Here is a 24,999-nt window from a genome sequence, read left to right on the forward strand (position 1 = left end):
GCGGCCTGGCGCGGCACCGCCTGTCGGCGCGCGCGGCCGCGGACGAGCATCGAGGGCGAACGAAAGGACGCCATCAGGATGACCACCCGCATCGCCGTCAACGGATTCGGCCGCATCGGCCGCAGCGTGCTGCGCGCGCTCCTCGAGCGCGGCAGCGACCTCGACGTCGTCGCCGTCAACGACCTCGCCAGCCCCGAGACCCTCGCCCACCTGTTGCGCTACGACAGCACCCTCGGCCGGCTCGGCCGTCCCGTCCTGGTCGACGACGACGCGCTCGTCGTCGACGGCCGCCGCATCCGGGTGCTCGCCGAGCGGGAGCCCGCGAAGCTGCCGTGGGCCGAGCTCGGTGTCGAACTCGTACTGGAGGCGACCGGCCGGTTCACCGCCGCCGACGCGGCCCGCGCGCACCTGGACGCCGGCGCGAGGCGCGTGCTCGTGGGCGCCCCGTCGGCCGGCGCCGACGTCACGCTCGCCTACGGCGTCAACACCGGCGCGTACGACCCGGCCGCGCACACGATCGTCTCGAACGCCTCGTGCACGACGAACGCGCTCGCGCCGCTCGCCGCCGTGCTCGACGAGCTGGCCGGCATCGAGCACGGCTTCATGACGACCGTGCACGCCTACACCCAGGAGCAGAACCTGCAGGACGGCCCGCACCGCGACCTGCGCCGCGCCCGCGCCGCCGGTGTCAACATCGCGCCCACCACGACCGGCGCCGCCAAGGCGATCGGGCTCGTGCTGCCGCGCCTGGCCGGCAAGCTCTCCGGCGACTCCATCCGCGTGCCCGTGCCCGTCGGCTCGCTCGTGGAGCTCAACGCGACCGTCGAGCGCGCGGTGACGCGCGACGAGGTGCTGGCCGCCTACCGAACGGCGGCGGACGGGCCACTCGCGGGCATCCTGGAGTACGCCACCGATCCGATCGTGTCGAGCGACATCGTCGGCGATCCCGCGTCCTCGGTCTTCGACGCCGCGCTCACCCTCGTCGACGGCCGGCACGTGAAGGTCGTCGCCTGGTACGACAACGAGTGGGGCTTCTCCAACCGGGTCGTCGACACCCTCGAGCTGCTCGCGGCCGGCTGACCCGCGATAGCCCGGCGACGCAGGTCGCCACCCGGTCGCCCATCACGCCCGGCCGGGGTGGTCGACGCGCTCCCCCACGGCCGCCTGGGCTACTCTGCGGAGATGCCACTGGAGGCCCCGACGAGGTGCACAAAGGCGACGGCCCGCGCGGTGACGTGCTGAGCGCCGCCTGGACCGAGCCCGGGGCCTTCGAGGAGGCGCCCGGCGTACACCGGATCCCGTTGCCGCTGCCGCTGGACGGCCTGCGGGCGGTCAACGTGTACGCGCTCGCCGCCGCCGACGGTCTCGTCCTCATCGACGCCGGGTGGGCCGTCCCCGAGTCGCGGGCCCGGCTGGTCGGCGCCCTCGACGGGCTGGGCCACGCACCGGCGGACATCCGCCGGTTCCTCGTCACGCACGTGCACCGCGACCACTACACGCAGGCGGTCGCCCTGCGCCGCGAGTTCGGCACCCGGATCAGCCTCGGCGCCGGCGAGCGCGCGACGATCGAGCACGCGCACGACCCCAGCCGTCCGGCGCTCGAGGGGCAGCTGCGCACCCTCGCGCAGATGGGCGCGCAGGACCTCGTGCGGGAGATCGCCGCCCACATGCCGGCCGATGCGCCGCCGGACCAGCGGGGGCTGTGGGAGGCCCCCGACGACTGGTTCGACGGCCAGGAGACGCTCCAGGTCGCCGGGCGGGCCCTCACGGTGCTGCCGACGCCCGGCCACACCAACGGTCACGTGGTGTTTCACGACGAGGCCGCGGGCGTGCTGTTCGCCGGCGACCACGTGCTGCCCGGGATCACCCCGTCGATCGGCTTCGACGTCGCCATCGCACCCAATCCGCTGCGCGACTACCTGGGTTCGCTGGCACTGGTCCGCTCCCGGCCCGACGCGCTGTTGCTGCCCGCGCACGGCCCGGCGGCCCCGAGCGTGCACCGCCGCGTCGACGAGCTGGTCGAGCACCACGGCGCCCGCCTGGAGCAGACCGAGAAGGCGGTCGCCCGAGGCGCGGAGACCGGGCTGGAGATCGCGGCGCGGCTGCCGTGGACCCGCCGCGAGCGCCGCTTCGACGACCTCGACCTGTTCAACCGGATGCTGGCCGTCTGCGAGACCGCCGCCCACCTCGAGCTTCTGGTCTCGCAGGGCCGCCTGCACGCCGAGCGCGACCCGTCCCCGGACGGCCCGGTCCGGCGGTTCCGTACCGCCTGACCGCGCCGCACAGCCGGCCGAACCGTCGCCGCCCACGATGGCCCCTCGTTCGGACCCTCGCCGCACCCCTCGAATTCGCGTTGATCACGATGAATACTTGGACATTGAGTCCAATTGACGTCTTTCGAATGGTGAAATTCTTCCCCAGCGGCCCAACCGACGCTATTGTTCGGGGCCAACGACGGACACCGCCCGGAAGGAGGTCACCCATGAAGGGCGTGCGCAACCTCTAAGGAGCCGGGTCACCTCGACGCTGCGCCGGCACTCGCGGAAACGCGGCCGGCGCAGGTTCCTTCCTCCGACGTCGACAAGGACGGGAATGCACGCGACACAACGCATCACTGTGCCGTTCGACGGCGAAGGCGACGGCGTCGAGGAACTGACCTGGGGACAGTTCGCCGCCTGGCGGTCGATGCTGATCGTCAAGGCCACCGAGTGGACCGGCGGCACGATGCCGCTCGATGCCGGCACCACCGTGCGGGACATCGCGACCCTGCTGGGCTTCATCATGAGCCGCCACCAGTCGTTACGCACCCGGCTGCTGATCGACGGCGACGGTCCCCCGAAGCAACAGCTCGTCCGCGGTGGCGAGGTCACGCTCGAGGTGTACCGCGACGATGGTGACCCCGAGCGGCTGGCGGCCGCCGTCCGCGCGCGCTACGAGGCCACCCACTGGGACCCGGCCACCGACTGGCCGGTGCGGATGGCGGTGATCGCCGACGGCGACCGCGCCGTCCACCTCGTCGCGCTGTACTGTCACATGGCCATCGACGGATACGGCTTCGAGGCGCTCGTCGCCGACCTCGCCAACCTCGAACCGGTCACCGGCCGGCAGCTCGCCCCGGTGGACGGCATCCAGCCGCTCGAGCTCGCCCGGGCGCAGCGCGGCCGGTCCGCGCGCCGCCAGCACGAGGCCTCGCAGCGGTACTGGGATCGCCACCTGCGCTCCATCGAGCCGCGGCGCTTCGCCGAAGCGCTGGTCCCGCAGGACGAGCGATGGTGGGAGGCCACCTTCACGACGCCCGCGACGGCCCTCGCCCTGGCGGCGGTCGCCGACCGCACGAAGGTGCACACCGGCACCGTCCTGCTCGCCGCGTACGCGGTCATGCTCGGACGCCTCTCCGGGCAGCCGGTCGGGGCGTTCCGCATCGTCGTGAGCAACCGCTTCCGGCCCGGCTTCGCCGCCTCGGTGAGCAACCTGGCGCAGGCCGGCCTCGCCGTCATCGACACCGCCGCCGACACGTTCGACGAGGTCGTCGCCCGCGCCTGGAACAGCCAGCTCGCCGCCGGGATGCACGCGTACTACCACCCCAGCGACCTCTGGGCGCTCGTGGACCAGGTCGGCGCCGAGCGCGACACCGAGCTCGACACCCTGTGCTACTTCAACGACCGCCGCCGCTCGGCCGCGCAGGCGCCCGCCGGTGCGCTCCCCACGCCGCGGCAGATCAGCGATGCGCTGCCCCGCAGCAGCCTGCGCTGGGGTCCCCGCTCCAACGAATTCGACGCCACCTGTTACCTGCACGTCGACGCCGTCGCGGACGGCATCGAGCTCACCTGGCGGGTGGACACCGCGTCCGTCTCGCCCGCGATGCTGGAGACCTGCCTGCGCGGCATCGAGTCGCTCGTCGTGACCGCCGCGCTGGACCGGGCCACCGCGGTCGCGGGCCGGACCGGGTAGCCCGGCGCGCTCGGTTCACCCGCCCTCGCGCTCACCGTCCGCGGTCATCGCGCCCTGGCCGGGCGCGTGGGGCAGGAACACGTGCTGATGGCCGTGACCGGTGTCGACGCTGAGCTGATCGAGCTGGGTCGCGCCGATGGACCAGCTCGCGATGGCGCTGTCGCGCTGACGTGAGGCGAGGCCCAGCAGCGCCGGACGCAGGTCGTCGCCGGCCTTCAGCGCCGCGGCATAGGTGTCGACGGCGAGGTCGAGCTGGCGCGCCCCGGCGGCGAGCCCGCCCCGGGCGACGTTGACGGCGGTGCCGGCCGACGGCGGATTCGCGAACTCGCCGGCGGCCTGGCGGGTGGCCGCCTTCCAGCCCTCGGCCTGGGCGGCGGTGGCCGGCGGACCCGGGGCCGCACCGGGCGGCAGGGCCGTGAGGAGGCCGTCGAGCGTCGAGCCGAGCAGGTCGCGCACGCGGCGGGCCTGATCGGTGAGCGCGACCACCTGGTCGGCGTCACGCTGGACGTCGGCGGCCTGCATCGCGTCGATGCGTTTCTGCTGCTCCGTGCGCGGGTCGGCCGTGGCGGCACCGATCAGTGCCCCCACGGCGAGACCGACGGCGAGGGCGACGGCAAGGGCCGGGTAGATCCAGCGGGGCAGCGGCGATCGACCGGCGGTGCGGACGGCACCGCGAGCGCCCGGGCGGGGTCGGATGCGATTGGTCATGCCGCACGCGGCTTCGGCGAGGCAGGACGCACGGGCCCTCCAGAAGACGGCCCGGGGCTCGCCGAAGACCTCCGGGCGGACGTTGGTAGGCCGCCGAGTCTAGCGCTCCCCGCGGTGCCGGTGGAACCACGATCCATCCGAGCGGTTGCCGTCCGGCGGTTCCGCTTGACTATGGAAATGAAAACCGATACCAACAAGGAGTGAAAGCTGCCTTCGTCGGCAAGGGTGGTAGCGGGAAGACCACCCTGGCCGCATTGTTCTGCCGGTTCCTCGCGGTCCAGGACGGCCCGCGCGTGCTGGCCTTTGACGCCGACATCAACCAGCATCTGGCCGTGGCGCTGGGCGCCGATCCCGAGGAGGCGGCGCCGCTGCCCGCGCTCGGCGATCACCTGGACGCGATCAAGGAGTACCTGCGGGGAGACAACCCGCGGATCGCGTCGGCGGCGGCGATGCTCAAGACGACGCCGCCCGGCTCCGGGTCGCGACTGCTGCGAGTGGACGAGCAGAACCCGCTGTACGAGCGGCTCGTGCGCACCGCCGGCGGGGTGCGGCTGGCGGTGACCGGCCCGTTCGCCGCCGACGACCTCGGCGTGGCCTGCTACCACTCGAAGGTCGGCGCGGTGGAGCTGCTGCTCAACCACATGGTCGACGGGCATGGCGAGTACGCGGTGGTGGACATGACCGCGGGCGCCGACTCGTTCGCGTCGGGGCTGTTCACCCGGTTCGACCTCACCTTCCTGGTGTGTGAGCCGACGGTGCGCAGCGTCGGGGTGTACCGCCAGTACGTCGGCTACGCCCGCGACCACGGCGTGCGCGTCGCGGTCGTCGGCAACAAGGTCGACGACGCCGAGGACGTGGCGTTCCTGCGCGCCGAGGTCGGCGACGACCTGCTGTGCTGGGTGGGCCGCTCGCCGTTCGTCAAGGCCGCCGAGCGCGGCCGCTTCCTGCCGATCGACGCGCTCGAGCCGCACAACGCGCACGCCCTGGCCACGATGCGCGCGGCCCTGGACGGGTGCGAGAAGGACTGGAGGCGCTACGCGGCTCTGGCGGCCGAGTTCCACGTCCGCAACGCGCTCGCCTGGGGCAACGCCCGCGCCGGCGCCGACCTCACCGACCAGATCGAACCCGGCTTCACCCTGGCGCCGGCGACCGCCGCCGCGCGCTGAACACCGCATCCGAGGAGGAACGAATGTCCCTGACCGTACCGACCGCCCTGCTGGAACGCGCCGAGGCCGGCCCGGTCGACGACGCCGAGTTCGTCGCCTGCGTGCGGGACTCCCTGCCGTACGCCTGGACCGTCATCAGCGGCGTCGTCGCCGACCTGCGGCAGGGCGGCGACGACTTCGCCGACCACAGCGTGCCGCCGCCGGGCGAGGCCGAGCGCGGGCAGCTGCTGCGGGCCCTGGCCAGCGACGCGATCCGCGGCGGCCTCGAGCGGCACTTCGGCGTGAGCCTGGCGTTCCAGAACTGCCACCGGGTCGCGGCCTTCAGTCCCGCGGCGGTGGGCGGCGAGCGCTACCGGGCGTTCGTCTCGCCGCGCGGGCAGTTGCTCAACCAGTCGCCGCAGCTGCGCGACTGCTGACGCGGACGCCTCGGCGGGGCTGATCGCGGCGATCGCCCCCGCCGGGGCCCGGGCGGCCCATGCGTACATCGCGATGCGACGGCTCGTTATTGAAAATGAAAACGAGTATCGTCTGGCGCGTTCACGCAACTGAGCCTCACCCCTTGTCCGAGGAGCACAACCATGCGCCCTTCCCGGCGTCCCATAACGGCCTTCGCACTCGCCGCAGCGCTGACGGCACCACTCACCGCGTGCGGCGACAACGCCACCCCGCAGCTCGCCGCGGCCGGCGACGGCAAGCTCGCGGTGGTGGCCACGACCACCCAGGTCGCCGACTTCGCCCGCAACATCGGCGGCGACAAGGTGACGGTCACCCAGATCCTCAAGCCCAACATCGACCCCCACGAGTACGAGCCGACCCCGGCCGACATCACCGCGATCGGTGCCGCCAAGGTCGTCGTGAAGAGCGGTCTCGGCCTGGAGAAATGGCTCGACGAGACAATCTCCGCCGCCGGCTTCAAGGGCACCACCGTCGACGCCAGCACCGGCGTGAAGATCCGCCAGGGCAACGGTGACGAGGAGCAGCAGGACGGCGACCCGCACATCTGGCACAACCCCCGCAACGCCAAGATCATGGTTCAGAACATCGGAAAGGCCTTCGCCGCCGCCGACCCCGCCGACGCGGCGGCCTACGAGAAGAACCTGGCCGACTACTCGGCGAAGCTGGACAAGCTCGACGCCGACATCCAGGCCAAGATCGACAAGCTGCCGCCCGACGGCCGCAAGCTGGTCACCAACCACGACGCGTTCGGTTACTACATCGACCGGTACCAGCTGGAGTTCATCGGCTCGATCATCCCGAGCTTCGACACCTCCGCCGAGCTGTCCGCGAAGGACATCGACGACATCGTCGCCAAGATCAAAAAGACCGGCACCAAGGCGGTCCTCTCCGAGAGCTCCCTGCCGCCGAAGACCGCCGAGGCGATCGCCAGGCAGGCCGGCGTGCAGGTCGTCGCCGGCGAGGACGCGCTCTACGGCGACACGCTCGGCCCGCAGGGCTCGGCCGGCGACACCTACCTCAAGATGGAAGAACACAACACCGACGTCATCGTGCGGGCCCTCGGTGGCTGACCCGGCGGCTGCTGACCCGGCGGTGGCGGCGCTGCACATCGACCACGCGACGATCGCCTACGACACCGAGCCGGTGCTCACCGGGGTCACCGGCCGCGTCCACGCCGGCGAGGTGGTGGCGCTCATCGGCCCGAACGGGGCCGGGAAGTCCACGCTGATCAAGGCGGTCCTGGGCCTCGTCCCGGTCGTCGGCGGCACCGTCACCGTGCTCGGGCGGGCACCGGCGGCGGCCCGCCGCGACGTCGCGTACGTGCCGCAGGCCGACAGCCTCGACCCCCAGTTCCCGGTCTCGGTCGCGCAGGTCGTGCTGATGGGCCGCTACCGGGAAGTCGGCTGGCTGCGCCGGCCCGGCCGCGACGACCGGCGCATCGCCGCCGACGCCCTCGATCAGGTGGGGCTGGCGGACCGCGCCCGGGCGACCTTCGGCACCCTCTCGGGCGGGCAGCGCCAGCGCGTGCTGCTCGCCCGGGCGATCGCCCAGCGGCCCCGGTTGCTGCTGCTCGACGAGCCGTTCAACGGCGTGGACCTGGTCAGCCAGGACGCCCTGCTGGGCGCGCTGGGCGAGCTCAAGCGGCAGGGTACCGCCGTGCTCCTCTCCACCCACGACCTCGCCCTCGCCCAGCACGTCAGCGACCACGCCTGCCTGCTCAACCGACGCATGTTCGGCTTCGGCCCAACCGGCGCCACCCTCACCCCGGACCTGTTGCGCGCCACGTACGGCAACCAGGCCCTCGAACTGCACGGCGACCAGATCGTCGTCGCCCACCACTGAGGCAGCCCCCCGCATGCACGCCACCCTGGTCGAGCCCTTCTCCGTCCCGTTCATGGCCCGCGCGCTGACCGAGCTGCTGCTGCTCGCCGTCCTGGCCGGCGTCGTCAGCACCCACGTGCTCACAAGGCGCCTCGGCTTCGTCGCCGACGCCATGACCCACACCGTCTTCCCCGGCATCGTGCTCGGCTTCCTCAGCGCGGGCGTCGACGGCGTCCTGCCCGGCGCCCTCGCCGCCGCCGCGGTCACCGCCATCCTGCTCACGCTGCTCACCCGGTCCCGCCGGGTCACCGACGACACCGCCCTCGCCGTGCTGCTCGCCGCGATGTTCGCCGTCGGCGTCGTGCTCGTCTCCCGCCGCGCCTCCTACACCGCCGACCTCACGTCGTTCCTGTTCGGCCGGCTGCTCACCGTCACCGCCGGCCAGATCGCCCAGACCGCCGTCGTCGCCGGGCTGGTGCTGACCACGCTCGCCGTGCTGCACAAGGAGCTGCTGCTGCGCGCGTTCGACCCGCGGGCCGCCGCCGCCATGGGCTACCGGATCTGGCTGCTCGACCTCGTGCTCAACCTCGCTGTCGCGCTCGTCGTGGTCGCCGCCGCCCAGTCGGTGGGCACCATCCTCGTCATCGCCCTGCTCGTCGTCCCCGCCGCCACCGGGCGGCTCGTCAGCGATCGCATCGCGCCGATCACGCTCGCCGGCGTGGCCGTCGCCGCCCTGTCCGGCTACCTCGGCCTCGCCATCAGCTACCGCGCCTCGGTCTCCCACGGCCTGCGCCTGGCCGGCGGCGCCACCGTCGTACTCACCATGGTCGCCGTCTACCTGCTCACCCTGCTCGCCGCCGGACTCGCGCGGGCGTTACGGTCGCGGAGGACATCCGATGCGGTGGCTTGACGTCGCGTTCGACCGCGCGCTGCTGGAATCGGTCCTCGTCGGCAGCGTGTGCGGGCTCATCGGCGTGCAGGTCGTCCTGCGCCGCCAGGCGTTCTTCACCATGGCCATGACGCACGCCACCTTCCCCGGCGTCGTCATCGCCGCCGTCCTCGGCGTCAACCTGTACCTCGGCGGCGCCGTCGCGGGCGTGCTGGCCGCGCTCGCCGTCACCGTGCTGTCCCGCCGCCGCGGTCACGACGCGAGCATGGCAACCGCGGTGGCCCTGGCCGCCGGGTTCTCCCTCGGCGTCGCCCTGCTGTCGACGCAGAACGGGTTCACCAGGAATCTCACCGCCTACCTCACCGGCTCCATCCTCACCGTCGGCGAGCAGGACCTGGTCGTGGCGGCCGCCGTCACCGCCGGCGTCGCCCTCGTGCTCGCCGCGGTCCACAAGGAGCTGCTCTACACCGCCTTCGACCACCACGGGGCCCGGGCCGCCGGCTACCGCACCGGCGCCATGGACCTGCTCGTCTTGCTGCTCATCGAGGCCGTGGTCGTGACATCGGTGCCGGCCGTCGGGACGATCCTCACCCTCGCCCTCGTCGTCGCCCCGGCCGGTGCCGCCCGCCTGTGGACCGACCGCGTCGCGGGCATGACCGCCTTCGCCGTCGCGGTCGCCGTGTCCAGCGCGGTCGGCGGCCTGTACCTGTCCCGCGCGTTCGACGTCGCCGCCGGCGGTGCGATCAGCCTCGTGGCCGCCGCCTGCTTCGCGCTGTCGACGATCGTCGCGCCGCGGCAAGGCCTGATCGCCCGCGCCGCTCACCGCCGACGCCGCAGGACACCGCCGGCGACCGAACCCGGCCGAGCGGCGCCCGGCGAACCGGTGCCCGCGACCGGATCCTGACGCGAGGCGGTCCGCCACCGCCTGGCCCCTCCCGGCTACTCGGCCTCGGGCTTCTCGGACTCGTGGCCCGCGGTGACCTCCCCGCGCTCGTCGCGGTCACGCCGTACCGGCCGCGCGGGGGGCTTCTCGATCGGGAAGAAGAAGCCCTTCACCGTCGGGGCGAGCGCGCCGATCCGGTTCATCTTCTTCGGGACCACCCAGCCCGCGTACTCCAGGACACGCTCCTCCTCGGCGCCCCGGGCCTCACCGGCCGCCGGGAGCGGCTGGTGGACCTCGACGAAGCGGCCGTCGGGCAGGCGGCGGATGATGCCGGTCTCGATGCCGTGGACCAGCACCTCGCGGTCGTGCTGCTGCAGGCCCAGCGCGATCCGGTACGCCACGTAGAAGGCCAGCGGCGGCAGGATCACGGCGCCGATGCGACCGGCCCAGATCATCGCGTTGAGGCTGATGTGGAACTTCTCCGCCACCAGGTCGTTGCCGCCGGAGATCAGCATCACCGCGTAGAACATGATCGCCATCGCGCCGAGCCCGGTGCGGGACGGGTTGTCCCGCGGGCGCTGCAGCAGGTTGTGGATGGCCTTGTCCTTGGCGAAGCGCTGCTCGATGAACGGGTAGAGCATCGGCAGGATCGCCAGGATGCCGGGCAGCACGACCGTGGGCCAGAAGATCGGCGGGACGGTGTAGCCGTTGCCGAACAGCCTGAACCGGATCTCCCACGCCGGCATGAGACGGGCGGCGCCGTCGAGGAACATGACGTACCAGTCGGGCTGGCTCGCCGCCGAGACGACAGCGGCGTTGTAGGGCCCGTACAGCCAGAGCGGGTTGATCTGGATGAGGCCGCCCAGCAGGGCGAGCGCGGCGAACACGAACATGAAGAAGCCGCCGGACTTGGCCGCGAAGTTCGGGAACATCCGCACGCCGACCACGTTCTCGTTGGTGCGGCCGGGGCCGGGCCACTGGGTGTGCTTCTGTTTCACCAGCAGGCCCATGTGGACGGTGATGAGCGCGAGCAGCGCGGCGGGGACCAGCAGGACGTGCACGATGTACAGCCGGGACAGGATGATCTCACCCGGGAACTCGCCCCCGAACAGCGAGGTGGTCACCCAGGTACCGACGATCGGGATCGACAGCACGATGGCGCTCGCGATGCGCAGGCCGGTGCCGGACAGCGCGTCGTCGGGCAGCGAGTAGCCGGCGAAGCCCTCCAGGAAGGCCAGCCAGAACAGCAGGATGCCGACGATCCAGTTGGCCTCGCGCGGCTTGCGGAACGCGCCGGTGAAAAACACCCGGAACATGTGCACCACGATCGCGGCCACGAACAGCAGCGCCGCCCAGTGGTGCATCTGCCGCACGAACAGGCCGCCGCGGACGTCGAACGAGATGTGCAGCGTCGTGTTGTAGGCCTGCGACATCTCCACGCCGCGCAGCGGTGGGAAGCTGCCGTCGTAGGCCGACTCGCGCATCGACGGGTCGAAGAACAGCGCGAGGAAGGTTCCGCTGAGCAGCAACACGACGAACGAGTAGAGCGCGATCTCGCCCAGCAGGAACGACCAGTGGTCCGGGAAGACCTTGTTGAGCACGCGGCGCAGTGGCGTGGCCGCCTGGAACCGCTCGTCGATCCCCCTCGCCGACCTGGCCGGCAGGGTCCGGAGGTCGGTCTTGCGTCGTCTCATGGCCGCTCCCCGAAGGCAGGTCCGACCGCAATCCTGGTCTCTGCCGCTACCCACTGGTACGACGTCCAAGCCCGGGCCGCGCCGCGAAGTCACGTCGGCCGGTGGGAGACGCGCGGCTTCTTCGCACGGCCGCGACGGCATGCGGCGCCCACCGGGGAAGCGCCGTGCGCCGCCGGCTCGGCCAGGACGGCGGCGCACGGCCACCCGGACCGCGGCCACCTCCCCACCCGTGCGGTGCAGGGCCTGGAGCCGAAGCCGCAGAGCAGAAACGCACCCTCCGCCTCGCCGGGCGGCCGTTCGTCCGGCCGGTACCGGTACACATGGCCGTCCTCGGTGAGCTCGGCGGTGATCGGCCGTTCGTCCGGCCGGTTCCGGTACACGTCGCCGTCCTCGGTGACCTCGGCGGTGATCGCCGCGAGGGTGGCCCGGTGTCGCAGGTCGGCGGCATCGAGCGGGCCGCGCTGGGCAGCCGGCAGCAGCAGCGCCGCATCGACCCGCGCATCGTCCGCAGGCGCGCTGCCACCGCCCGGACGGATGGGTGTGGTGGCGGGCGAGGTCCGCGGCGATGGCGTCGGCCAGGGCCGCCCAGTCGCGGCCCGTCCGGGGACCGGCGGCGACGGCCGCGGCGCGCAGTCCGCCGACGGCGGTCAGCCGGGAGTGGGTCCAGCGGTCGGCGCCCAGCTCCCAGATGCCGGCGTCGGGCTCACGCCAGCGGGCGGCGACGGCCTCTGCGGCGATCCGGACGCGTTCGGCCCGGCCTTCGAGGAGGTGCTCACCCAGCGGCGCGACGAGGCCGACACGCATCGCCGCCGCTCCGGCCGGGTCGAGCCGTCCGCCGCGAACAGCCCCAGGGCCTCACCCGGCGGACGCCATGGTCACGGAGCGTTCGTGTACCAGGGAGTACCCGAAGGCTCCGTGAGCATGGCGTCCGCCGGAATTGCCGACCGTGGCGGCGCCGCCCGGATAGCCGGACAGAAATCACAGTCCCCGTGTAGCCGGGCGCGGTGGCCGGGCCGTGCTCGCCCAGCCGCGCCGCGGGTCCGGGCCGGCCGGATCCCGGTCGGCGATCCGCAGCACCAGGTCATGCCGGTCGCCCACCGCCACGCGCAGCCGGCCGCGCGGGACGCCGGCGTCGTCGACGTGCACCGCCGGGGCGCCGGTCCAGCGCCAGTGCAGCCCACGCAGCGTCCGGTCCACGAGCTGTCGCGGTGCCGGTGCGTCACCGACCGCCGGCGACCGAATCCGCCACGGAGGTCGAGGCTCACGTCGCGAACGGCGTCGCCGTCCACCGCCTCGACCTGTCGCAGCAGCAGGGGCCCGTGCGGATCGCCGGGGACCCCCCGTCGGGCGAGGTGACCGCGTACTGCCCGCGGCCGCCGAGCAGGGCGCCGCGGCGGCCGTCACCGAGGAACGCGTACTCGCGCAGCACGTGCGGCCCGTCACGCCGCGTCCGGCCCCGACCCTGGCGGCAGCCGCCTCGGCCATCCGTCGTTTCCCGGCCCATCGCAGGGGTAGGCGTCCACGTATGGGCCTGCACCGTCGATCGCCTCGGCCCGCGGCCGGCACCCACCGCGGAGGCCGCAGCATCCGGCCGGACCCGTCCGACCCCGACCCACCAAGGAGAGCCGATGTCCACCGACGCGATCGTACTGCTCAAGGACGACCACAAGACCATCAAGCGACTGTTCAAGGAGTTCCAGGCGGCACAGGACGGCCCGCCGGCCCGCAAGGCACAGTGCGTCGAGCAGATCCTGCAGGCGCTGACCCTGCACACGTACCTCGAGAACGAGGTGATGTACCCCGAGGTCCGCCGGCTGCTGCCCGCCCTCGAGGAGGACATCCTCGAGTCGTACGAGGAGCATCACATCGCCGACGTGCTGTGCCTGGAGCTGTTCACGATGGACCCCGGTGACGACCACTTCGACGCGAAGGTCACCGTGCTCATCGAGACCATCACCCGCCACATCCAGGAGGAGGAGAACGGTTGGTTCCCGAAGGTCCGCGCGGGCCTCGGCCGCAACCAGCTGCGGGATCTCGGCGCGAAGATGCTCGAGCTGCGCCCGAAGGCGCCGACGAAGCCCATCGAGCCGGCCGCCCTAAAGAAGGCCATCGACGCCGTCCGCGCCTGAGAGTGCCGCCAGTCTTACCCTGCATGGGTCACCTCGTGCGGGGTAAGACGACATCATGGCCGCACGCAGACAGAGCACGCACGAGCTGGACGCCGCCGACCGCAACGCCATGCCGGACCGCGCGTTCGCGTTCCCCCGGCTGCGCAAGGAACCGCTGAACGACGCGACGCACGTACGCAACGCGATCGCCCGGTTCGATCAGGTCCGAGACGCCACCGACGCCGAGCGCGAGGAGGCGTTCCGCCGGATCAAGCGCGCCGCGAAACGGTACGGCGTGGACGTGACCGAGCGGCGCTGGCAGGAGCTGGGCAAACCGACGGCCACGATGAAGTCCTCCGACAAGCCGCGGACCCCGGCGATGGCCCGGCGCAACCAGCCGCGCGACGAATGGTCGCGCGACGAGCTGTACGCCGAGGCGAAGCGCCGCAACATCAGGGGCCGCTCCACCATGACCAAGGCCGAGCTGGTCAACGTGCTCGGGGGCCGCTGAGGTGGCGCGGCCGCGGATCGTCATCGTCGGGGCGGGGTTCGCCGGCTACCAGGCGGCCCGCGCGTTGCTGCGCCAGGCCCGGGGCAACGCCGACGTCGTCCTGGTCAACCCGACCGACTACTTCCTGTACCTGCCGCTGCTGCCCGAGGTCGCCGGCGGTGCCCTCGACCCGCGGGCGATCAGCGTGCCGCTGCAGGACACCCTGCCCGGGGTACGGCTGGTGCTCGGCGAGGTCGACGGCGTCGACACCCGCGCGCGGACCGTGTCGTACACCGGGCCGGAGGACAACCGCGGCACCCTCGGCTACGACCGGCTCGTCCTCGCCGCCGGCAGCGTCACCAAACTCCTGCCGATCCCGGGCGTCGCCGACCACGCCCACGGCTTCCGCGGCGTTGCCGAGGCGCTGTACCTGCGCGACCACCTCATCCGCCAGATCGAACTGGCCGACGACGCCGCCGACCCGGCCGAACGGGCCGCCCGGATGACCTTCGTGGTCGTCGGCGCCGGGTACACCGGCACCGAGGTCACCGCGCAGGGCCAGCTGCTCACCGCCGACGTCGCCGCCCGCCACCCGCGGCTGCGCGACACGCCGCCGCGGTGGCTGCTGCTGGACATCGCCGACCAGGTGCTGCCCGGCATGGACGGGCGCATGGCCGCCGGCGCCGAGCGGGTGCTGCGGGGCCGCGGTGCCGAGGTCCGGCCCGGCACCTCCGTACGGGAGGCCACCGCCGAGGGCGTGCGCCTGACCGACGGCAGCTTCGTGCCCTCGCGGACCCTCGTGTGGTGCGTCGGCGTCCGGCCCGACCCGGTCGTCGACAACGCCGGGCTGCCCACCGAGCAGGGCCGGGTCCGCGTCGACACGTACCTGACCGTGCCCGGGCACCCCGAGATCTATGCGTGCGGTGACGCGGCCGCCGTGCCCGATCTGCACCATCCTGGCCGGCACACGGCGATGACCGCCCAGCACGCCGTACGGCAGGGCCGGCTCGTGGCGCACAACATCGCCGCCTCGTACGGGATCGGGAGGCCTCGGCGGTACCGCCACCGCGACCTCGGCTTCGTCGTCGACCTCGGCGGCTGGCAGGCCACCGCCAACCCGCTGCACGTGCCGCTGTCCGGCCCGCTCGCCCGCGTCGTGACCCGCGGCTACCATCTCGCCGCCCTGCCCGCGAACAAGCTGCGCACCGCCACCGGCTGGCTGTTCACCGCGGTCGACTCCCGCCCCGGCGTACAGCTCGGCCTCGTCCGCGGCCGCGCCGTGCCCCTCGACACCGAAGCACCCGAACTCGCCCGGTAAGGCGGCAAGCGGCAGCTCAGGTCGTGGGCGCGGTCAACCGTGCAGCCGGTGCAGGACCTCCCGGCATGCCTCCGCGCACCGCAGCGTCGCCTGCGAGCACATCCGGCAGTGGTCGTGGTGGTGGGCATGCTTGCCGCACAGCTCGGCGCTGTGCTCACAGGCCATCACGCACGCCTCCAGCATCGAGCTCAGCAGCACGGCGTCGGCGCCCCGGCTGACCAGCCGCCGGCCCGCCGCCACCACATCGGCGCAGTTCAGGTCCCGCACGATCGCGTCCTGCAGCACGCGGACGTCCTCCTCGGCGACCATGGCGGCCGCGCAGGTGGTGACGGCCTCCTCGCACGCGGCCAGGGCGTCGATCACCGCCGCCAACCGCTCGCTATCCACCTCCGGGCGAAAACTCACGGCGAACGTGTCAAGCAGCTCCCGGGTCTGCGACATGGCCATCCTCCCGACGTCCGGCAACGACTGCACGCAAGTACCACGCAAGAAACGCCTGAAACCCGACGTGAACTCGCTGACCGGAAAGTGGCGAGTATGAGTGCGGGGTGTTCCTGCGGGGCCGGGGCGGATGCGATGGGGCAGGTTGACGGATGGGTGTGCTGAGCTGGCGATCGGCTGGGCTCGCCGACGGGCAGGCTGTGGAGGCCTCGCTGACCTCGGCGGAGGCCTTTGCGGTGCGCTCCTGCGGACGGCGATCGTGGATCAGGCGGGGCAACTGCCGGGCTGACCGGGCTGGGCCTGCCCGGCCAGCGGCCCGCCGCGGACCGCACCGCCTCGTGTCGAAGTCGGCGCGCCGCAGCGTCGATTCCGCCCCGGCTCACCCGGGCCGCCGATACGATCCGCCCGTGACGGAGACGATCGCGCGATGACCGCCCTGCCCGAATCGCTGCGCGATCTGGTCGCGTCCGGTCCGATGGCCCACGTGAGCACCGTCAACCCCGACGGCAGCCCGCACGTCACGGTCGTCTGGATCGGGCTGGACGGCGACGACCTCGTCAGCGGCCACCTCGGGTACTACCAGAAGCTGCGCAACATCCAACGCGACCCGCGCGTGGTGCTGTCCTTCGACGCCCCGCGGGTGCCGGGCAAGTTCTTGAACGACTACGCCGCGTTGCGCACACGCGCCGTCGTCGAGGCCACCGACGAGGCGTGGGACCTGCTCAACCGCCTGGCGAAGGTGTACGTCACGCCGAACACCGAATTCCCGGCGCCGCGCGGACCCGGCTACATCGTGCGGTACTCCGTCGAGCACATCGGCGGCGTCGGCCCTTGGGCGCCGGCCGCACGCTGAGCAGGCGGGCCGGCCGGCGGTTCCTGGCCGCGGCGACCGGCGGCGACGGCAACGCGCTCATGGAACCGCTCCCCCGACGTCACGCTGCGGGCCAACGGCGGCGGCAGGGTGGATGCGCCCGATCACCGGCGCCGCGACGGTCGCGGCGTGGTTCGCGGCCATCGGGCACCGTCACGTACCAGGGCGTCGCCCGCGCGGACATGGCGGAGCTCAACGCCGCACCGGGCGTCGTGTTCAGCGGCCCGGACCGCGTCCTCGCCACGGTCACAGGGCGAGACCGCGGCCAATGATCGGACCGCGGCGGGCTCAGGGTACGGTTTCGGGCGGTGAGGGGTGGTCCGTTGAGCAAGCCGCTGTGTCAGGCGGAGGCCGAGTTCTTCGAGGCCCTGGCTCAGCTCGCCCGTATCCGGGTCCTGGAGCACGCAGGCCTTCGCTTCGCGGGTCGGGCTGCGCGCGGCCAAGCCCGTGGACCGATAGCCGCGCCGCCGCATTGATACCCAGGATCCTCAAGCTCGGCCGCGCGACCACGTCCACGACCGACGCCGCCCCGCAGATGGTGACGGCGCCCGCCGGGCAGGACGTCGCCACCGCATACGAGCTCATCTACGTGACCGCGGCCGGCAAGGACTACCGGACGGAGGCCCACGAGGTCGCGGCGCTGATCCGCCGGCGCAACCCCACCGCCGACAGCCTGCTCGACGTGGCCTGCGGCACCGGCCTGCACCTGTCCCACCTGCGCACGATGTTCACCCACGTCGAAGGACTCGAGGTCTCCGACGCGATGCGTCAGGCCGCCGTCCGGCGGCTCCCCGGAATCACGGTGCACGCCGGGGACATGCGCGACTTCCGGCTCGGCCGCACGTTCAGCGCGATCACCTGCCTGTTCTCCGCCATCGGCTACGCGCAGTCGGTCGACGAGCTGAACCAGACCCTCGAACGCCTGGCAGCACACCTCGAACCGGGCGGCGTGATGCTCCTCGAACCCTGGTTCACCCCGGACCAGTGGACTCCCGGCACGGTGCACCCGGGCATCGCGGGTGACGGCCATCGGCACGTCACGAGAATGTGCTACTCGCACCAGTCCGGCACCACCTCGACCATGACGATGCACTACATGCTCGGCGAACCCGGCGTCGGCATCCGGCACTGGACCGAGGAGCACGTCATGACCCTGTTCACGAACAGGCAATACCGCCGGGCGATCGACCGGGCCGGCTTCGGCGACGTCGAGTGGCTGCCCGGCTGGCGCGACCAGCGCCCCCGGATCGTCGCCGTCAAGCGGTCATGATTCGGCCTTGATGCGGCGCGCGAAGCGCACCACCCGCTCGGCCTGCACCCGCGCCGACGTGCGGTCTGCCGAGCGAAACGCACCTGCACGGTGGGATCCTACGGGCTTGACCTTGACACAGTGACAAGGTCTTCACTGTCGCCGAGGAGGTGGTCGCGATGGCCATACCGAACCAGGACACGGATACGATGCGAGCTCTCCAGGGGCTGGAGCACAGCAGCTCGTCGGTGCGACTGCGGGCAGCTTTGGCGGTCGGCACGACCCCGGACCCGGGGTTCGTCGACAAGCTCATCGAACGATGCGCGATCGAACCCGAATTCTCCGTGCGCGAAGCGCTCACGTGGGCACTGACCCGCCACGCAGCATCGGTGACGGTCCTAAAGCTTATCGATGAACTCCGCTCGCAGCGTGCGCAGGCGCGAAGCCAGGCGTTGCACACGCTGTCCAAGATCGGGGATCGGCAAGCGTGGCCGGCGATCACACGGGCGCTGCTGACCGACGCCGACGACGAGGTGGCGCGCAGCGCCTGGCGAGCAGCGGTCGTACTCGTGCCCGAGGGCGACGAAGCCGAGTTGGCCGGCGTGCTGGCGACGCAGTTCGGGCGCGGCGGGCGTGAGATGCGGTTGAGCCTGAGCCGGGCGCTGATCGCGCTCGGTGAGATGATCATTCCGATCCTGCGCGCCGCGATGGCGGATCTCGACCCTCGCGTGCGGCAGCACGCGATCGCCACGGAACGTCTGTCGCGCGACCCGGATGCCGGATTCGAGTTCGCGGTCGAGGAGGCGAAGCGCGTCGTGGCCCTCGGCAGGATCAGTCAGGAGGGATGATGGGCAGTGTTGATCGGTGATGTGGCACGACGGTCCGGGGTCAGCGCCCGCATGCTCAGGCATTACGAGTCGCTCGGCCTGGTGCGGCCGACGGGTCGAAGCGGCGCCGGCTACCGGGAGTACTCCAGCGAGGACATCCGGCGGATCTTCCATATCGAGAGCCTGCGGTCGTTGGGGCTGTCGCTGCGTGAGGTCAGGCGCGCGCTCGAGGACCCCGGCTTCACGCCCTCGGAGCTCATCGACGACCTCATCCGCAAGACGCGAACACGCATCGCGGCTGAGACGGAGCTGCTCACCGCACTGCGCCGGATCGATGCCGCGGAACCCGTCGCCTGGGAGGACGTCCTGCAGACCGTCGCGCAACTGCAGGCGTTGCGGTCGGAGAGCGCCGGGAAGCGCCAGCGCGCGGCCCTGTCCTCGGTCGCGGAGGCTCCGGCGCCGGTGGAAGCACTGGTCGAGGCGGTGCTGAGCGAGGCGGACCCGAACGTCGCCGGAGCCCTCCGCTGGGCCTTGGCGCAATCGGGCGACGGCGGATTGGCGTTGCTGACGGAGGGCCTCGGCGCTCCGGTGGCCGCGGTGCGCAAGCGCGCCGTCGAGTCCATCGCCGAGCTTCCGGGCGGCGAGGCGACCGCATCGCTGCGGGACGCCCTCGCGAACCCCGACATCGTGGTCCGCCGGTATGTGGCTCTGGCGCTCGGGGCACGCGGAGTGGCCGACGCGGTCCCGACGCTCATCGACATGGTCGTCGAGGAGGCGAACGACGTCGATGCGGCCGATGCGCTGAGCGCGCTGGCGAGCGATCCCGTGCTGGCGGATCAGATCGCTACCAGGCTCGTCGATCGCCTCACCCACGGCAGCGTCGCGTCGTCCGCACGCCGACGGCTGGCACAGGCGCTCGCGGACATCCCGGGGACCGCGGCGTCACGTGCCCTCGCGGACCTGTCGCGTGACGAGGACCGTGCCGTCGCGCTCACCGCGGCATACATTCTCAAGCTGCGCGACGAACGATGACGAATCCTTGTCAGTGCGAGCGCGGGCGGGCCAGGCCCGACTCGTAGGCGAAGACCACCGCGCCGATCCGGTCACGCAGCCGCAGCTTGGCGAGGATCCGGCCGACATGCGTCTTCACGGTCGTCTCGCCGAGGAACAGCCGCGCGGCGATCTCGGCGTTGCTCAGGCCGAGCGCGACCAGCCCGAGCACCTCCCGCTCCCGCCCGGTCAGCAGCTCACAGCGCTGGTCGGGCTCGGGCGCGGCCGACCCGGTCACGTACCGCTCCAGCAGCCGGCGCGTGACCGACGGCGCCACCATGGCTTCGCCGCGCAGCACGCCGCGGATCGCGACCAGCAGCTCGGCGGCGGGCGCGTCCTTGAGCACGAAGCCGTGGGCGCCGGCCCGCAGCGCGGCGTAGGCGTACTCGTCGAGGTCGAAGGTGGTGATCATGAGCAGCCGCGCGCCGGGCACGGTCGCGGCGATCCGCGCGGCCGCGGTCACGCCGTCAAGACCCGGCATCCGTACGTCGAGCAGCACGACGTCCGGCCGCAGCCGCTCGGCCAGGACGACCGCGGCGGCCCCGTCGGCGGCCTCGCCCGCCACGGTCAGGTCGGGCTGGCTGTCCACGACCATCCGCAGGCCGACCCGCATGAGCTCCTGGTCGTCGCAGATCAGTACCCGTGCCCCCACGTCATGATCGTGCCGTCGCCCGCCTGTGGGTGCGCTGTGTCCGGCTGAGAACCGGCTGTGGAGCCGCAGGGCAGCGTCGCGGCCACCCGGAAGCCGCCGCCGTCGACCGGGCCGGCCGTCAGCGTGCCGCCGGCGAGCGCGACCCGCTCCCGCATGCCGGCCAGCCCGCGCCCGGAGGACGGCAGGCCGGCGGTCGCGCCGGACGGGGCGACCGGCGCGGTCCCGCCGGTGTCGAGCACCTCGACGCGCAGGGTGCGGTGGCGTCCCGGGCGGCCGAGGTCGAGGAGGACGTCCGCGGAGGCGCCCTCGCCGGCGTGCTTGAGGACGTTGGTGAGGGCCTCCTGCACGATGCGGTACGCCTGGGCCAGCGTCTCGGGCGGCAGCCCGTCCGCGGTGCCGGTGCGGTGCAGCCCGGCGCCGCGGCGACGGACGAGATCCTCGAGGTCGGCGACGGTGCTCGCGTGCTCGTCCAGGGCGGCCAGCAGGCGGCGCAGCTCGTCCAGCGCGGCCCGCCCGGTGCTGCCGATCAGCTCGAGCGTCCGGTCGACGACGGCGGGGTCGGCGTGGCGCATGAGCCGGGCGCCCTCGGCGTTGAGCACCATGACGCCGACGCTGTGCGCGAGCACGTCGTGCAGCTCGCGGGCGATCCGGGCGCGTTCACCGGCCGCGGCCGCGGCGGCGAGGGCCCGGCGCTCCGCGGTCGCCCGAGCCTGCCGGGCGCGCATGTGCTCGCCGAGCAGCCACGCCAGGGCGAGCGCCAGGCAGAACCCCGCGGCGCCCCAGAGGGCGTCGATCCCGGGGTACCACCGCACGGCCCACGCCACGAAGAACCCGCCGCCGGCCGCGGCCGCGATCGCCGCGGCCCCGCGCCGGCCCAGCTGCGCCAGCGTGCCCACCATGACCAGGACGGCGAGGTGGCCGAGGGGCAGGTGCGTGCGCCAGACCGTGGCGAGCAGCCCCAGCCATGCCGCCCCGAGCACGACCGCCGCCGCGGCGAGCGGCCGGCGGCGCCGCCACAGCAGCGCCGACACGAGCACCACGAGCAGCGCCACCTGTACCTCGCGTGGCCGCCCGTCGGGCAGGGCGGTCAGCGACACCGCCGCCAGTACCGCGACGAGCGCCGCGTCGCGCGTCAGCAGCAGCCCCGCAATCCCGTACACCAGCCCCACGATACGGCCCGTTCCTCCCGTGGGAGGACGACCGCGGGCCCACGGGAGGACGAGCGGTTACGGCGGGCGTTCGTAGCGTGCCAGCATGTCGATCTTCCGGGAATTCCTGCTGCATCCGCGGACGACCGGCGCGATCGCGGCGAGTTCGCCCGCGCTCGCCCGGGCGCTCACCGACGGCCTGGGCCTGGAGCGCGCTCGCGTCGTCGTCGAGCTCGGCCCGGGTACGGGTCCGGTCACCGCCGCGATCCTGGCTCGGATGGCGCCCGGGGCGCGGCTCGTCGCGGTGGAGGCCAACGGGCGGCTGGCCGAGGCGCTGCGCCGGCGGTACCGAGGCCACCCGGTCGATGTCGTGCACGACTCGGCCGAGCGGCTCCCGGGTCTCGTCGACGCCCCCGTCGACGCCGTCGTGTCGGGGCTGCCGTGGACCGTGCTGCCCCGGCCGCTGCGGCGCCGGATCCTCGACGCGGTCGGCGCGGTCCTCGCCCCGGACGGCGGATTCACCACGTTCGCGTACGTCCACGCGGCGTGGACCCCGCCGGCCCGGCACTTCGCGGCCGAGCTCGGTGCCCGGTTCCGGACGCTGGAGCGCACGCCGCCGGTGTGGGCCAATCTCCCGCCCGCCTTCGTGCACCGCGCGACCGGCCGCCGCGAACCGGCGGGATCTCCCTCGGCCGCGGCCGGACGTCGTGCTGGTGGCGCCGGCCCGTCGGGGTCCGGGCTCAGCGCACGCCGTGCATCAGGCGGCGGATCAGCGGGGTCAGCGCGGCGATGACGGTGCCGAGCAGGATCGCGGCGAGGCCGAGCACCGAGAAGTACGGGACCTCGTGGGCGGGGTCGTAGTGGGCGGCGAGCGCGCCGGCGGCGGCGGTGCCGAGGGCCACGGACAGGAAGAAGAGCGCGACCATCTGGGTGTGGAAGGCGTCCGGGGCGAGCTTCGTCGAGAGCGACAGGCCGACCGGCGACAGCAGCAGCTCGGCGATCGTGAGCACGAAGATGACCCCGACGAGGCCGGGCAGCGGCGCGCCGCCCCGCCCGGTGCCGGCCATCGGCAGGAACAGCAGGAACGCCACGCCCATGATGACGGTACCGGCGGCGAACTTCACCGGGGTGGAGGGCTGCCGGTCGCCCAGCCGCGTCCACAGCGCCGCGAACACGCCCGACAGGACGATGATGAAGACCGGGTTGATCGACTGCACCCACGACACGGGCATCTGCCAGCCGAACAGGTCGCGGTTCAGGCGCTTGTCGGCGTAGACGGTCAGGACCGTGAACTGCTGCTGGTACAGCGACCAGAAGCCGGCGCTGGCCACGAACAGCGGGATGAACGCGAGCACCCTGTCTCGCTCGACCCGGTCGACGGCGCGGCCGGTGAGGATGACCGCGAAGTAGGCGACGGCCGCCGCGGCGCTGAGCACGACCACGACGGCCGCCAACCGGCTCGCGGCCAGCACGCCCGAGACGGCGAGTACGGCGACGAGGGCCGCCCCGGCCGCGACGATCCCGGCCGCCAGCGGCAGCCGCGTGCGCGGCAGCGGGCGCGGCACCTCGTTGGCTTGCGGGGGCAGCCGCTTGCGGCCGCGGGCGTATTGCGTGAGCCCGAGCCCCATGCCCAGGGCGGCGAGCGCGAAGCCGTAGTGGAAGCCCAGCCGCTGCTGCAGCAGTCCGGTCAGCAGGGGCCCGGCGAACGCGCCGACGTTGACCCCGAGGTAGAACAGCGAGAACCCGGCGTCGCGGCGGGGGTCCCGCGCGTCGTAGAGCGAGCCGACCAGCGAGGTGGCGTTGGCCTTGACGCCGCCGCTGCCCAGCGCGATGCCGACCAGCCCGAGCCCGACGCCGGTCAGGCCCGGGACCAGGGCGAGGCAGACGTGCCCGATCATGACGAGCACGGCGCTGCCGAACAGGACGCGCTCGCTGCCGACGATCCGGTCGGCGAGCCAGGCCCCGCCGATCGTGGAGAGGTAGACGAAGCCGCCGTACGCGCCGACGATACTCGTCGCGGTCGCCTCGTCGATGCCGAGCCCGCCGCGGGCGGCGCTGTAGTACAGGTAGATCAGCAGGATGCCCTGCATGCCGTAGAACGAGAAGCGTTCCCACAGCTCGACCCCGAACAGGCTGGCCAGCACCCGCGGCTGGCCGAAGAACGTGCGCTCGCGCGCCGGTGCGTCGGCTGTGACCATGCCGGACGGCTACCCAGCTTCGCGCCGCCCACCCCTGTCCGCGCCGGCGGGCCGCGGCCGGTCCACTCAGGACACCCCGACCGGGCGGTAGTCGGGCAGGGTGCGCACCCACGCGGCGGTCTGCGCCAGGCCGGCCTCCAGCGGCACGGGTACGACGTCGGGGAACAGGCCGCGGAGGCGCTCGGTGTCGGCCTGGGCGTCGCGGGCGTCGCCGGGGCGCGGCGGATCGTGCTCGAGCTCGACGGGGACGCCGAGGGCGGCGCCGACATGGGCGGCCAGGTCGAGCACGCGGACGCGGGTGCCGAAGGCGAGGTTGACCGGCCGCGGGGACGTGACGCGGCGCAGCACCGCGTCGGTGAGCACCCGCACGACGCTGCCGACGTAGGTGAAGTCGCGGGTCTGCCGGCCGTCGCCGTGGATGCGCAGCGGGCGCCCGCGCAGGGCGGCGTCCATGAAGGACGGCACGACGGCGGCGTAGGCGTGGCCGAGGGCCTGCAGCGGGCCGTAGACGTTGAAGAAGCGGAAGGCGAGGCAGGGCAGGTCGAAGGCGGCGCCGTACGCCATGGCGTAGCCCTCGGCGGCGAGCTTGCTGGCCGCGTAGGGGCTCAGCGGCATGGCGGCGAGGTCCTCGCGCCTGGGCAGGGTCGGGTTGGCGCCGTACACCGACGACGAGGAGGCCATCACCATGTGAGTGCCGCGGCGGCGGCAGGCCTCCAGCACGTAGAGGGTGCCGGTGGCGTTGGCGTCGTGGCTGGCGACCGGGTCCGCCATCGAGCGGGGTACCGAGGGTCGGGCGCCGAGGTGCACGACGCTGTCGGCGCCGGCGACGACGTCCTCCAGCAGCGGGCGGTCCAGGATGGACCCCTTGACGAGCTCGGCATCGACGCCGTCGAGGTTGGTCGCCGAGGAGGTGCTGAGGTTGTCGAGGGCGACGACGTGGCTGATCCCGGGGTGGGCGGCGAGCTCGCGGCACAGGTTCGCCCCGATGAATCCGGCTCCGCCGGTGACGACGATTCGCACGTGCTGCACCCCTTCGCTGGTGATCTCGGCTTCGATCACGCAGCGTATTCCACCAATCG

The 24,999-nt window shown here is 73.0% G+C and carries 26 protein-coding genes; 17 read left to right on the plus strand and 9 right to left on the minus strand.

All coding sequences use genetic code 11. From position 1 onward, the window contains the following. Nucleotides 1-78 precede the first annotated feature (78 nt). From gap to ABT297_RS26340, 3 genes are all read left to right on the plus strand, one after another. Nucleotides 79-1,080, plus strand: a complete 1,002-nt coding sequence (gap, locus tag ABT297_RS26330; RefSeq protein WP_350554284.1) for a type I glyceraldehyde-3-phosphate dehydrogenase — start codon at nt 79-81, stop codon at nt 1,078-1,080. Nucleotides 1,081-1,205: 125 nt separating this feature from the next. After that, entirely contained in the window at nt 1,206-2,273 is a 1,068-nt protein-coding gene (locus tag ABT297_RS26335; protein ID WP_350554286.1) for an MBL fold metallo-hydrolase, read from the plus strand. 319 nt (nt 2,274-2,592) lie between these two features. Continuing rightward, a complete protein-coding gene (locus ABT297_RS26340; protein WP_350554288.1) occupies nt 2,593-3,951 on the plus strand; it encodes a condensation domain-containing protein in 1,359 nt (452 codons plus the stop codon). Nucleotides 3,952-3,966: 15 nt separating this feature from the next. Here the strand turns inward: ABT297_RS26340 and ABT297_RS26345 are convergent, their stop codons facing one another. Continuing rightward, a complete protein-coding gene (locus ABT297_RS26345) occupies nt 3,967-4,659 on the minus strand; it encodes a hypothetical protein (RefSeq protein WP_350554290.1) in 693 nt (230 codons plus the stop codon). A 200-nt stretch (nt 4,660-4,859) separates the two neighbouring features. Here ABT297_RS26345 and ABT297_RS26350 point away from each other — a divergent pair, with 200 nt between their 5' ends. The 6 genes from ABT297_RS26350 to ABT297_RS26375 all read left to right on the plus strand — a co-directional run bounded on the left by ABT297_RS26350 (nt 4,860) and on the right by ABT297_RS26375 (nt 9,895). Then, the gene (locus ABT297_RS26350) at nt 4,860-5,825 is read left to right on the plus strand and encodes an ATP-binding protein (RefSeq protein WP_350554292.1); all 966 of its coding nucleotides are present in this window, start codon (nt 4,860-4,862) and stop codon (nt 5,823-5,825) included. A 23-nt stretch (nt 5,826-5,848) separates the two neighbouring features. Then, nucleotides 5,849-6,241, plus strand: a complete 393-nt coding sequence (locus ABT297_RS26355) for an SCO5389 family protein (protein WP_350554294.1) — start codon at nt 5,849-5,851, stop codon at nt 6,239-6,241. A 162-nt stretch (nt 6,242-6,403) separates the two neighbouring features. Continuing rightward, nucleotides 6,404-7,351, plus strand: a complete 948-nt coding sequence (locus ABT297_RS26360) for a metal ABC transporter substrate-binding protein (protein ID WP_350554296.1) — start codon at nt 6,404-6,406, stop codon at nt 7,349-7,351. Beyond that, complete coding sequence (locus ABT297_RS26365; RefSeq protein ID WP_350554298.1) at nt 7,344-8,123, plus strand: metal ABC transporter ATP-binding protein; 780 nt, start codon at nt 7,344-7,346, stop codon at nt 8,121-8,123. The genes ABT297_RS26360 and ABT297_RS26365 overlap by 8 nt, the downstream gene beginning before the upstream one ends. Nucleotides 8,124-8,136: 13 nt before the next feature. Continuing rightward, entirely contained in the window at nt 8,137-9,012 is an 876-nt protein-coding gene (locus ABT297_RS26370) for a metal ABC transporter permease (RefSeq protein WP_350554300.1), read from the plus strand. Next, nucleotides 8,999-9,895 carry a metal ABC transporter permease gene (locus ABT297_RS26375; protein WP_350554302.1) on the plus strand — a complete coding sequence of 299 codons (897 nt, stop codon included), beginning with the start codon at nt 8,999-9,001 and terminating at the stop codon, nt 9,893-9,895. The genes ABT297_RS26370 and ABT297_RS26375 overlap by 14 nt, the downstream gene beginning before the upstream one ends. Before the next feature lie 35 nt (nt 9,896-9,930). Here the strand turns inward: ABT297_RS26375 and qcrB are convergent, their stop codons facing one another. The 3 genes from qcrB to ABT297_RS26390 form a co-directional block, all read right to left on the minus strand. Further along, the gene (gene qcrB / locus ABT297_RS26380; protein ID WP_350554304.1) at nt 9,931-11,568 is read right to left on the minus strand and encodes a cytochrome bc1 complex cytochrome b subunit; all 1,638 of its coding nucleotides are present in this window, start codon (nt 11,566-11,568) and stop codon (nt 9,931-9,933) included. Between the two features lie 978 nt (nt 11,569-12,546). Beyond that, the gene (locus ABT297_RS26385) at nt 12,547-12,765 is read right to left on the minus strand and encodes a hypothetical protein (protein WP_350554306.1); all 219 of its coding nucleotides are present in this window, start codon (nt 12,763-12,765) and stop codon (nt 12,547-12,549) included. Nucleotides 12,766-12,829: 64 nt separating this feature from the next. Next, nucleotides 12,830-12,997 carry a hypothetical protein gene (locus ABT297_RS26390; RefSeq protein WP_350554308.1) on the minus strand — a complete coding sequence of 56 codons (168 nt, stop codon included), beginning with the start codon at nt 12,995-12,997 and terminating at the stop codon, nt 12,830-12,832. A gap of 199 nt (nt 12,998-13,196) precedes the next feature. On the opposite strand from ABT297_RS26390, the gene ABT297_RS26395 reads away from it, so the two are divergent. From ABT297_RS26395 to ABT297_RS26405, 3 genes are read left to right on the plus strand one after another with little or no spacing between them, the layout of a single operon-like run. Continuing rightward, nucleotides 13,197-13,697 carry a hemerythrin domain-containing protein gene (locus ABT297_RS26395; RefSeq protein ID WP_350554310.1) on the plus strand — a complete coding sequence of 167 codons (501 nt, stop codon included), beginning with the start codon at nt 13,197-13,199 and terminating at the stop codon, nt 13,695-13,697. A 55-nt stretch (nt 13,698-13,752) separates the two neighbouring features. Further along, nucleotides 13,753-14,187: a DUF6582 domain-containing protein gene (locus ABT297_RS26400; RefSeq protein WP_350554312.1), complete on the plus strand. Its 435-nt coding sequence runs from the start codon at nt 13,753-13,755 to the stop codon at nt 14,185-14,187. Between the two features lies 1 nt (nt 14,188). Next, the gene (locus ABT297_RS26405) at nt 14,189-15,484 is read left to right on the plus strand and encodes an NAD(P)/FAD-dependent oxidoreductase (protein WP_350554314.1); all 1,296 of its coding nucleotides are present in this window, start codon (nt 14,189-14,191) and stop codon (nt 15,482-15,484) included. Nucleotides 15,485-15,517: 33 nt separating this feature from the next. Here ABT297_RS26405 and ABT297_RS26410 read toward each other — a convergent pair whose 3' ends face one another. Then, the gene (locus tag ABT297_RS26410; RefSeq protein ID WP_350554316.1) at nt 15,518-15,925 is read right to left on the minus strand and encodes a four-helix bundle copper-binding protein; all 408 of its coding nucleotides are present in this window, start codon (nt 15,923-15,925) and stop codon (nt 15,518-15,520) included. Nucleotides 15,926-16,352: 427 nt separating this feature from the next. On the opposite strand from ABT297_RS26410, the gene ABT297_RS26415 reads away from it, so the two are divergent. The 4 genes from ABT297_RS26415 to ABT297_RS26430 all read left to right on the plus strand — a co-directional run bounded on the left by ABT297_RS26415 (nt 16,353) and on the right by ABT297_RS26430 (nt 19,904). After that, complete coding sequence (locus ABT297_RS26415; protein WP_350554318.1) at nt 16,353-16,778, plus strand: PPOX class F420-dependent oxidoreductase; 426 nt, start codon at nt 16,353-16,355, stop codon at nt 16,776-16,778. Between the two features lie 490 nt (nt 16,779-17,268). After that, complete coding sequence (locus tag ABT297_RS26420) at nt 17,269-18,066, plus strand: class I SAM-dependent DNA methyltransferase (protein ID WP_350554320.1); 798 nt, start codon at nt 17,269-17,271, stop codon at nt 18,064-18,066. 158 nt (nt 18,067-18,224) lie between these two features. After that, complete coding sequence (locus ABT297_RS26425; RefSeq protein WP_350554322.1) at nt 18,225-18,893, plus strand: HEAT repeat domain-containing protein; 669 nt, start codon at nt 18,225-18,227, stop codon at nt 18,891-18,893. Nucleotides 18,894-18,899: 6 nt separating this feature from the next. Next, the gene (locus ABT297_RS26430; protein ID WP_350554324.1) at nt 18,900-19,904 is read left to right on the plus strand and encodes a MerR family transcriptional regulator; all 1,005 of its coding nucleotides are present in this window, start codon (nt 18,900-18,902) and stop codon (nt 19,902-19,904) included. Between the two features lie 10 nt (nt 19,905-19,914). Here the strand turns inward: ABT297_RS26430 and ABT297_RS26435 are convergent, their stop codons facing one another. Both ABT297_RS26435 and ABT297_RS26440 read right to left on the minus strand, forming a co-directional pair. Further along, nucleotides 19,915-20,574, minus strand: coding sequence for a response regulator (locus ABT297_RS26435; protein WP_350554326.1), 660 nt, complete (start codon nt 20,572-20,574; stop codon nt 19,915-19,917). Next, nucleotides 20,556-21,734 (minus strand): sensor histidine kinase, encoded by a 1,179-nt coding sequence (locus ABT297_RS26440; RefSeq protein WP_350554328.1) that lies wholly within the window; start codon nt 21,732-21,734, stop codon nt 20,556-20,558. The genes ABT297_RS26435 and ABT297_RS26440 overlap by 19 nt, the downstream gene beginning before the upstream one ends. 94 nt (nt 21,735-21,828) lie before the next feature. Between ABT297_RS26440 and ABT297_RS26445 the strand changes: the two genes are divergently transcribed. Continuing rightward, nucleotides 21,829-22,515: a class I SAM-dependent methyltransferase gene (locus ABT297_RS26445; protein WP_350554330.1), complete on the plus strand. Its 687-nt coding sequence runs from the start codon at nt 21,829-21,831 to the stop codon at nt 22,513-22,515. Here the strand turns inward: ABT297_RS26445 and ABT297_RS26450 are convergent. Further along, on the minus strand, nt 22,463-23,920 hold the full coding sequence (locus tag ABT297_RS26450; RefSeq protein WP_350554332.1) for a peptide MFS transporter: 1,458 nt from the start codon (nt 23,918-23,920) through the stop codon (nt 22,463-22,465). The two genes, ABT297_RS26445 and ABT297_RS26450, sit on opposite strands and share 53 nt — an antisense overlap. 66 nt (nt 23,921-23,986) lie before the next feature. After that, complete coding sequence (locus tag ABT297_RS26455; RefSeq protein ID WP_350554334.1) at nt 23,987-24,979, minus strand: NAD-dependent epimerase/dehydratase family protein; 993 nt, start codon at nt 24,977-24,979, stop codon at nt 23,987-23,989. Nucleotides 24,980-24,999 lie beyond the last annotated feature (20 nt).

The organism is Dactylosporangium sp. NPDC000555 (genome assembly GCF_040300025.1).
Classification (GTDB): Bacteria; Actinomycetota; Actinomycetes; order Mycobacteriales; family Micromonosporaceae; genus Dactylosporangium.

Coding starts and splice junctions, on each gene's coding strand:
- gap (WP_350554284.1), top strand. CDS start 79: ATGACCACCCGCATCGCCGTCAACGGATTCGGCCGCATCGGCCGCAGC.
- ABT297_RS26340 (WP_350554288.1), top strand. CDS start 2,593: ATGCACGCGACACAACGCATCACTGTGCCGTTCGACGGCGAAGGCGAC.
- ABT297_RS26345 (WP_350554290.1), bottom strand. CDS start 4,659: ATGACCAATCGCATCCGACCCCGCCCGGGCGCTCGCGGTGCCGTCCGC.
- ABT297_RS26355 (WP_350554294.1), top strand. CDS start 5,849: ATGTCCCTGACCGTACCGACCGCCCTGCTGGAACGCGCCGAGGCCGGC.
- ABT297_RS26360 (WP_350554296.1), top strand. CDS start 6,404: ATGCGCCCTTCCCGGCGTCCCATAACGGCCTTCGCACTCGCCGCAGCG.
- ABT297_RS26370 (WP_350554300.1), top strand. CDS start 8,137: ATGCACGCCACCCTGGTCGAGCCCTTCTCCGTCCCGTTCATGGCCCGC.
- ABT297_RS26375 (WP_350554302.1), top strand. CDS start 8,999: ATGCGGTGGCTTGACGTCGCGTTCGACCGCGCGCTGCTGGAATCGGTC.
- qcrB (WP_350554304.1), bottom strand. CDS start 11,568: ATGAGACGACGCAAGACCGACCTCCGGACCCTGCCGGCCAGGTCGGCG.
- ABT297_RS26395 (WP_350554310.1), top strand. CDS start 13,197: ATGTCCACCGACGCGATCGTACTGCTCAAGGACGACCACAAGACCATC.
- ABT297_RS26400 (WP_350554312.1), top strand. CDS start 13,753: ATGGCCGCACGCAGACAGAGCACGCACGAGCTGGACGCCGCCGACCGC.
- ABT297_RS26410 (WP_350554316.1), bottom strand. CDS start 15,925: ATGTCGCAGACCCGGGAGCTGCTTGACACGTTCGCCGTGAGTTTTCGC.
- ABT297_RS26415 (WP_350554318.1), top strand. CDS start 16,353: ATGACCGCCCTGCCCGAATCGCTGCGCGATCTGGTCGCGTCCGGTCCG.
- ABT297_RS26425 (WP_350554322.1), top strand. CDS start 18,225: ATGGCCATACCGAACCAGGACACGGATACGATGCGAGCTCTCCAGGGG.
- ABT297_RS26445 (WP_350554330.1), top strand. CDS start 21,829: ATGTCGATCTTCCGGGAATTCCTGCTGCATCCGCGGACGACCGGCGCG.
- ABT297_RS26450 (WP_350554332.1), bottom strand. CDS start 23,920: ATGGTCACAGCCGACGCACCGGCGCGCGAGCGCACGTTCTTCGGCCAG.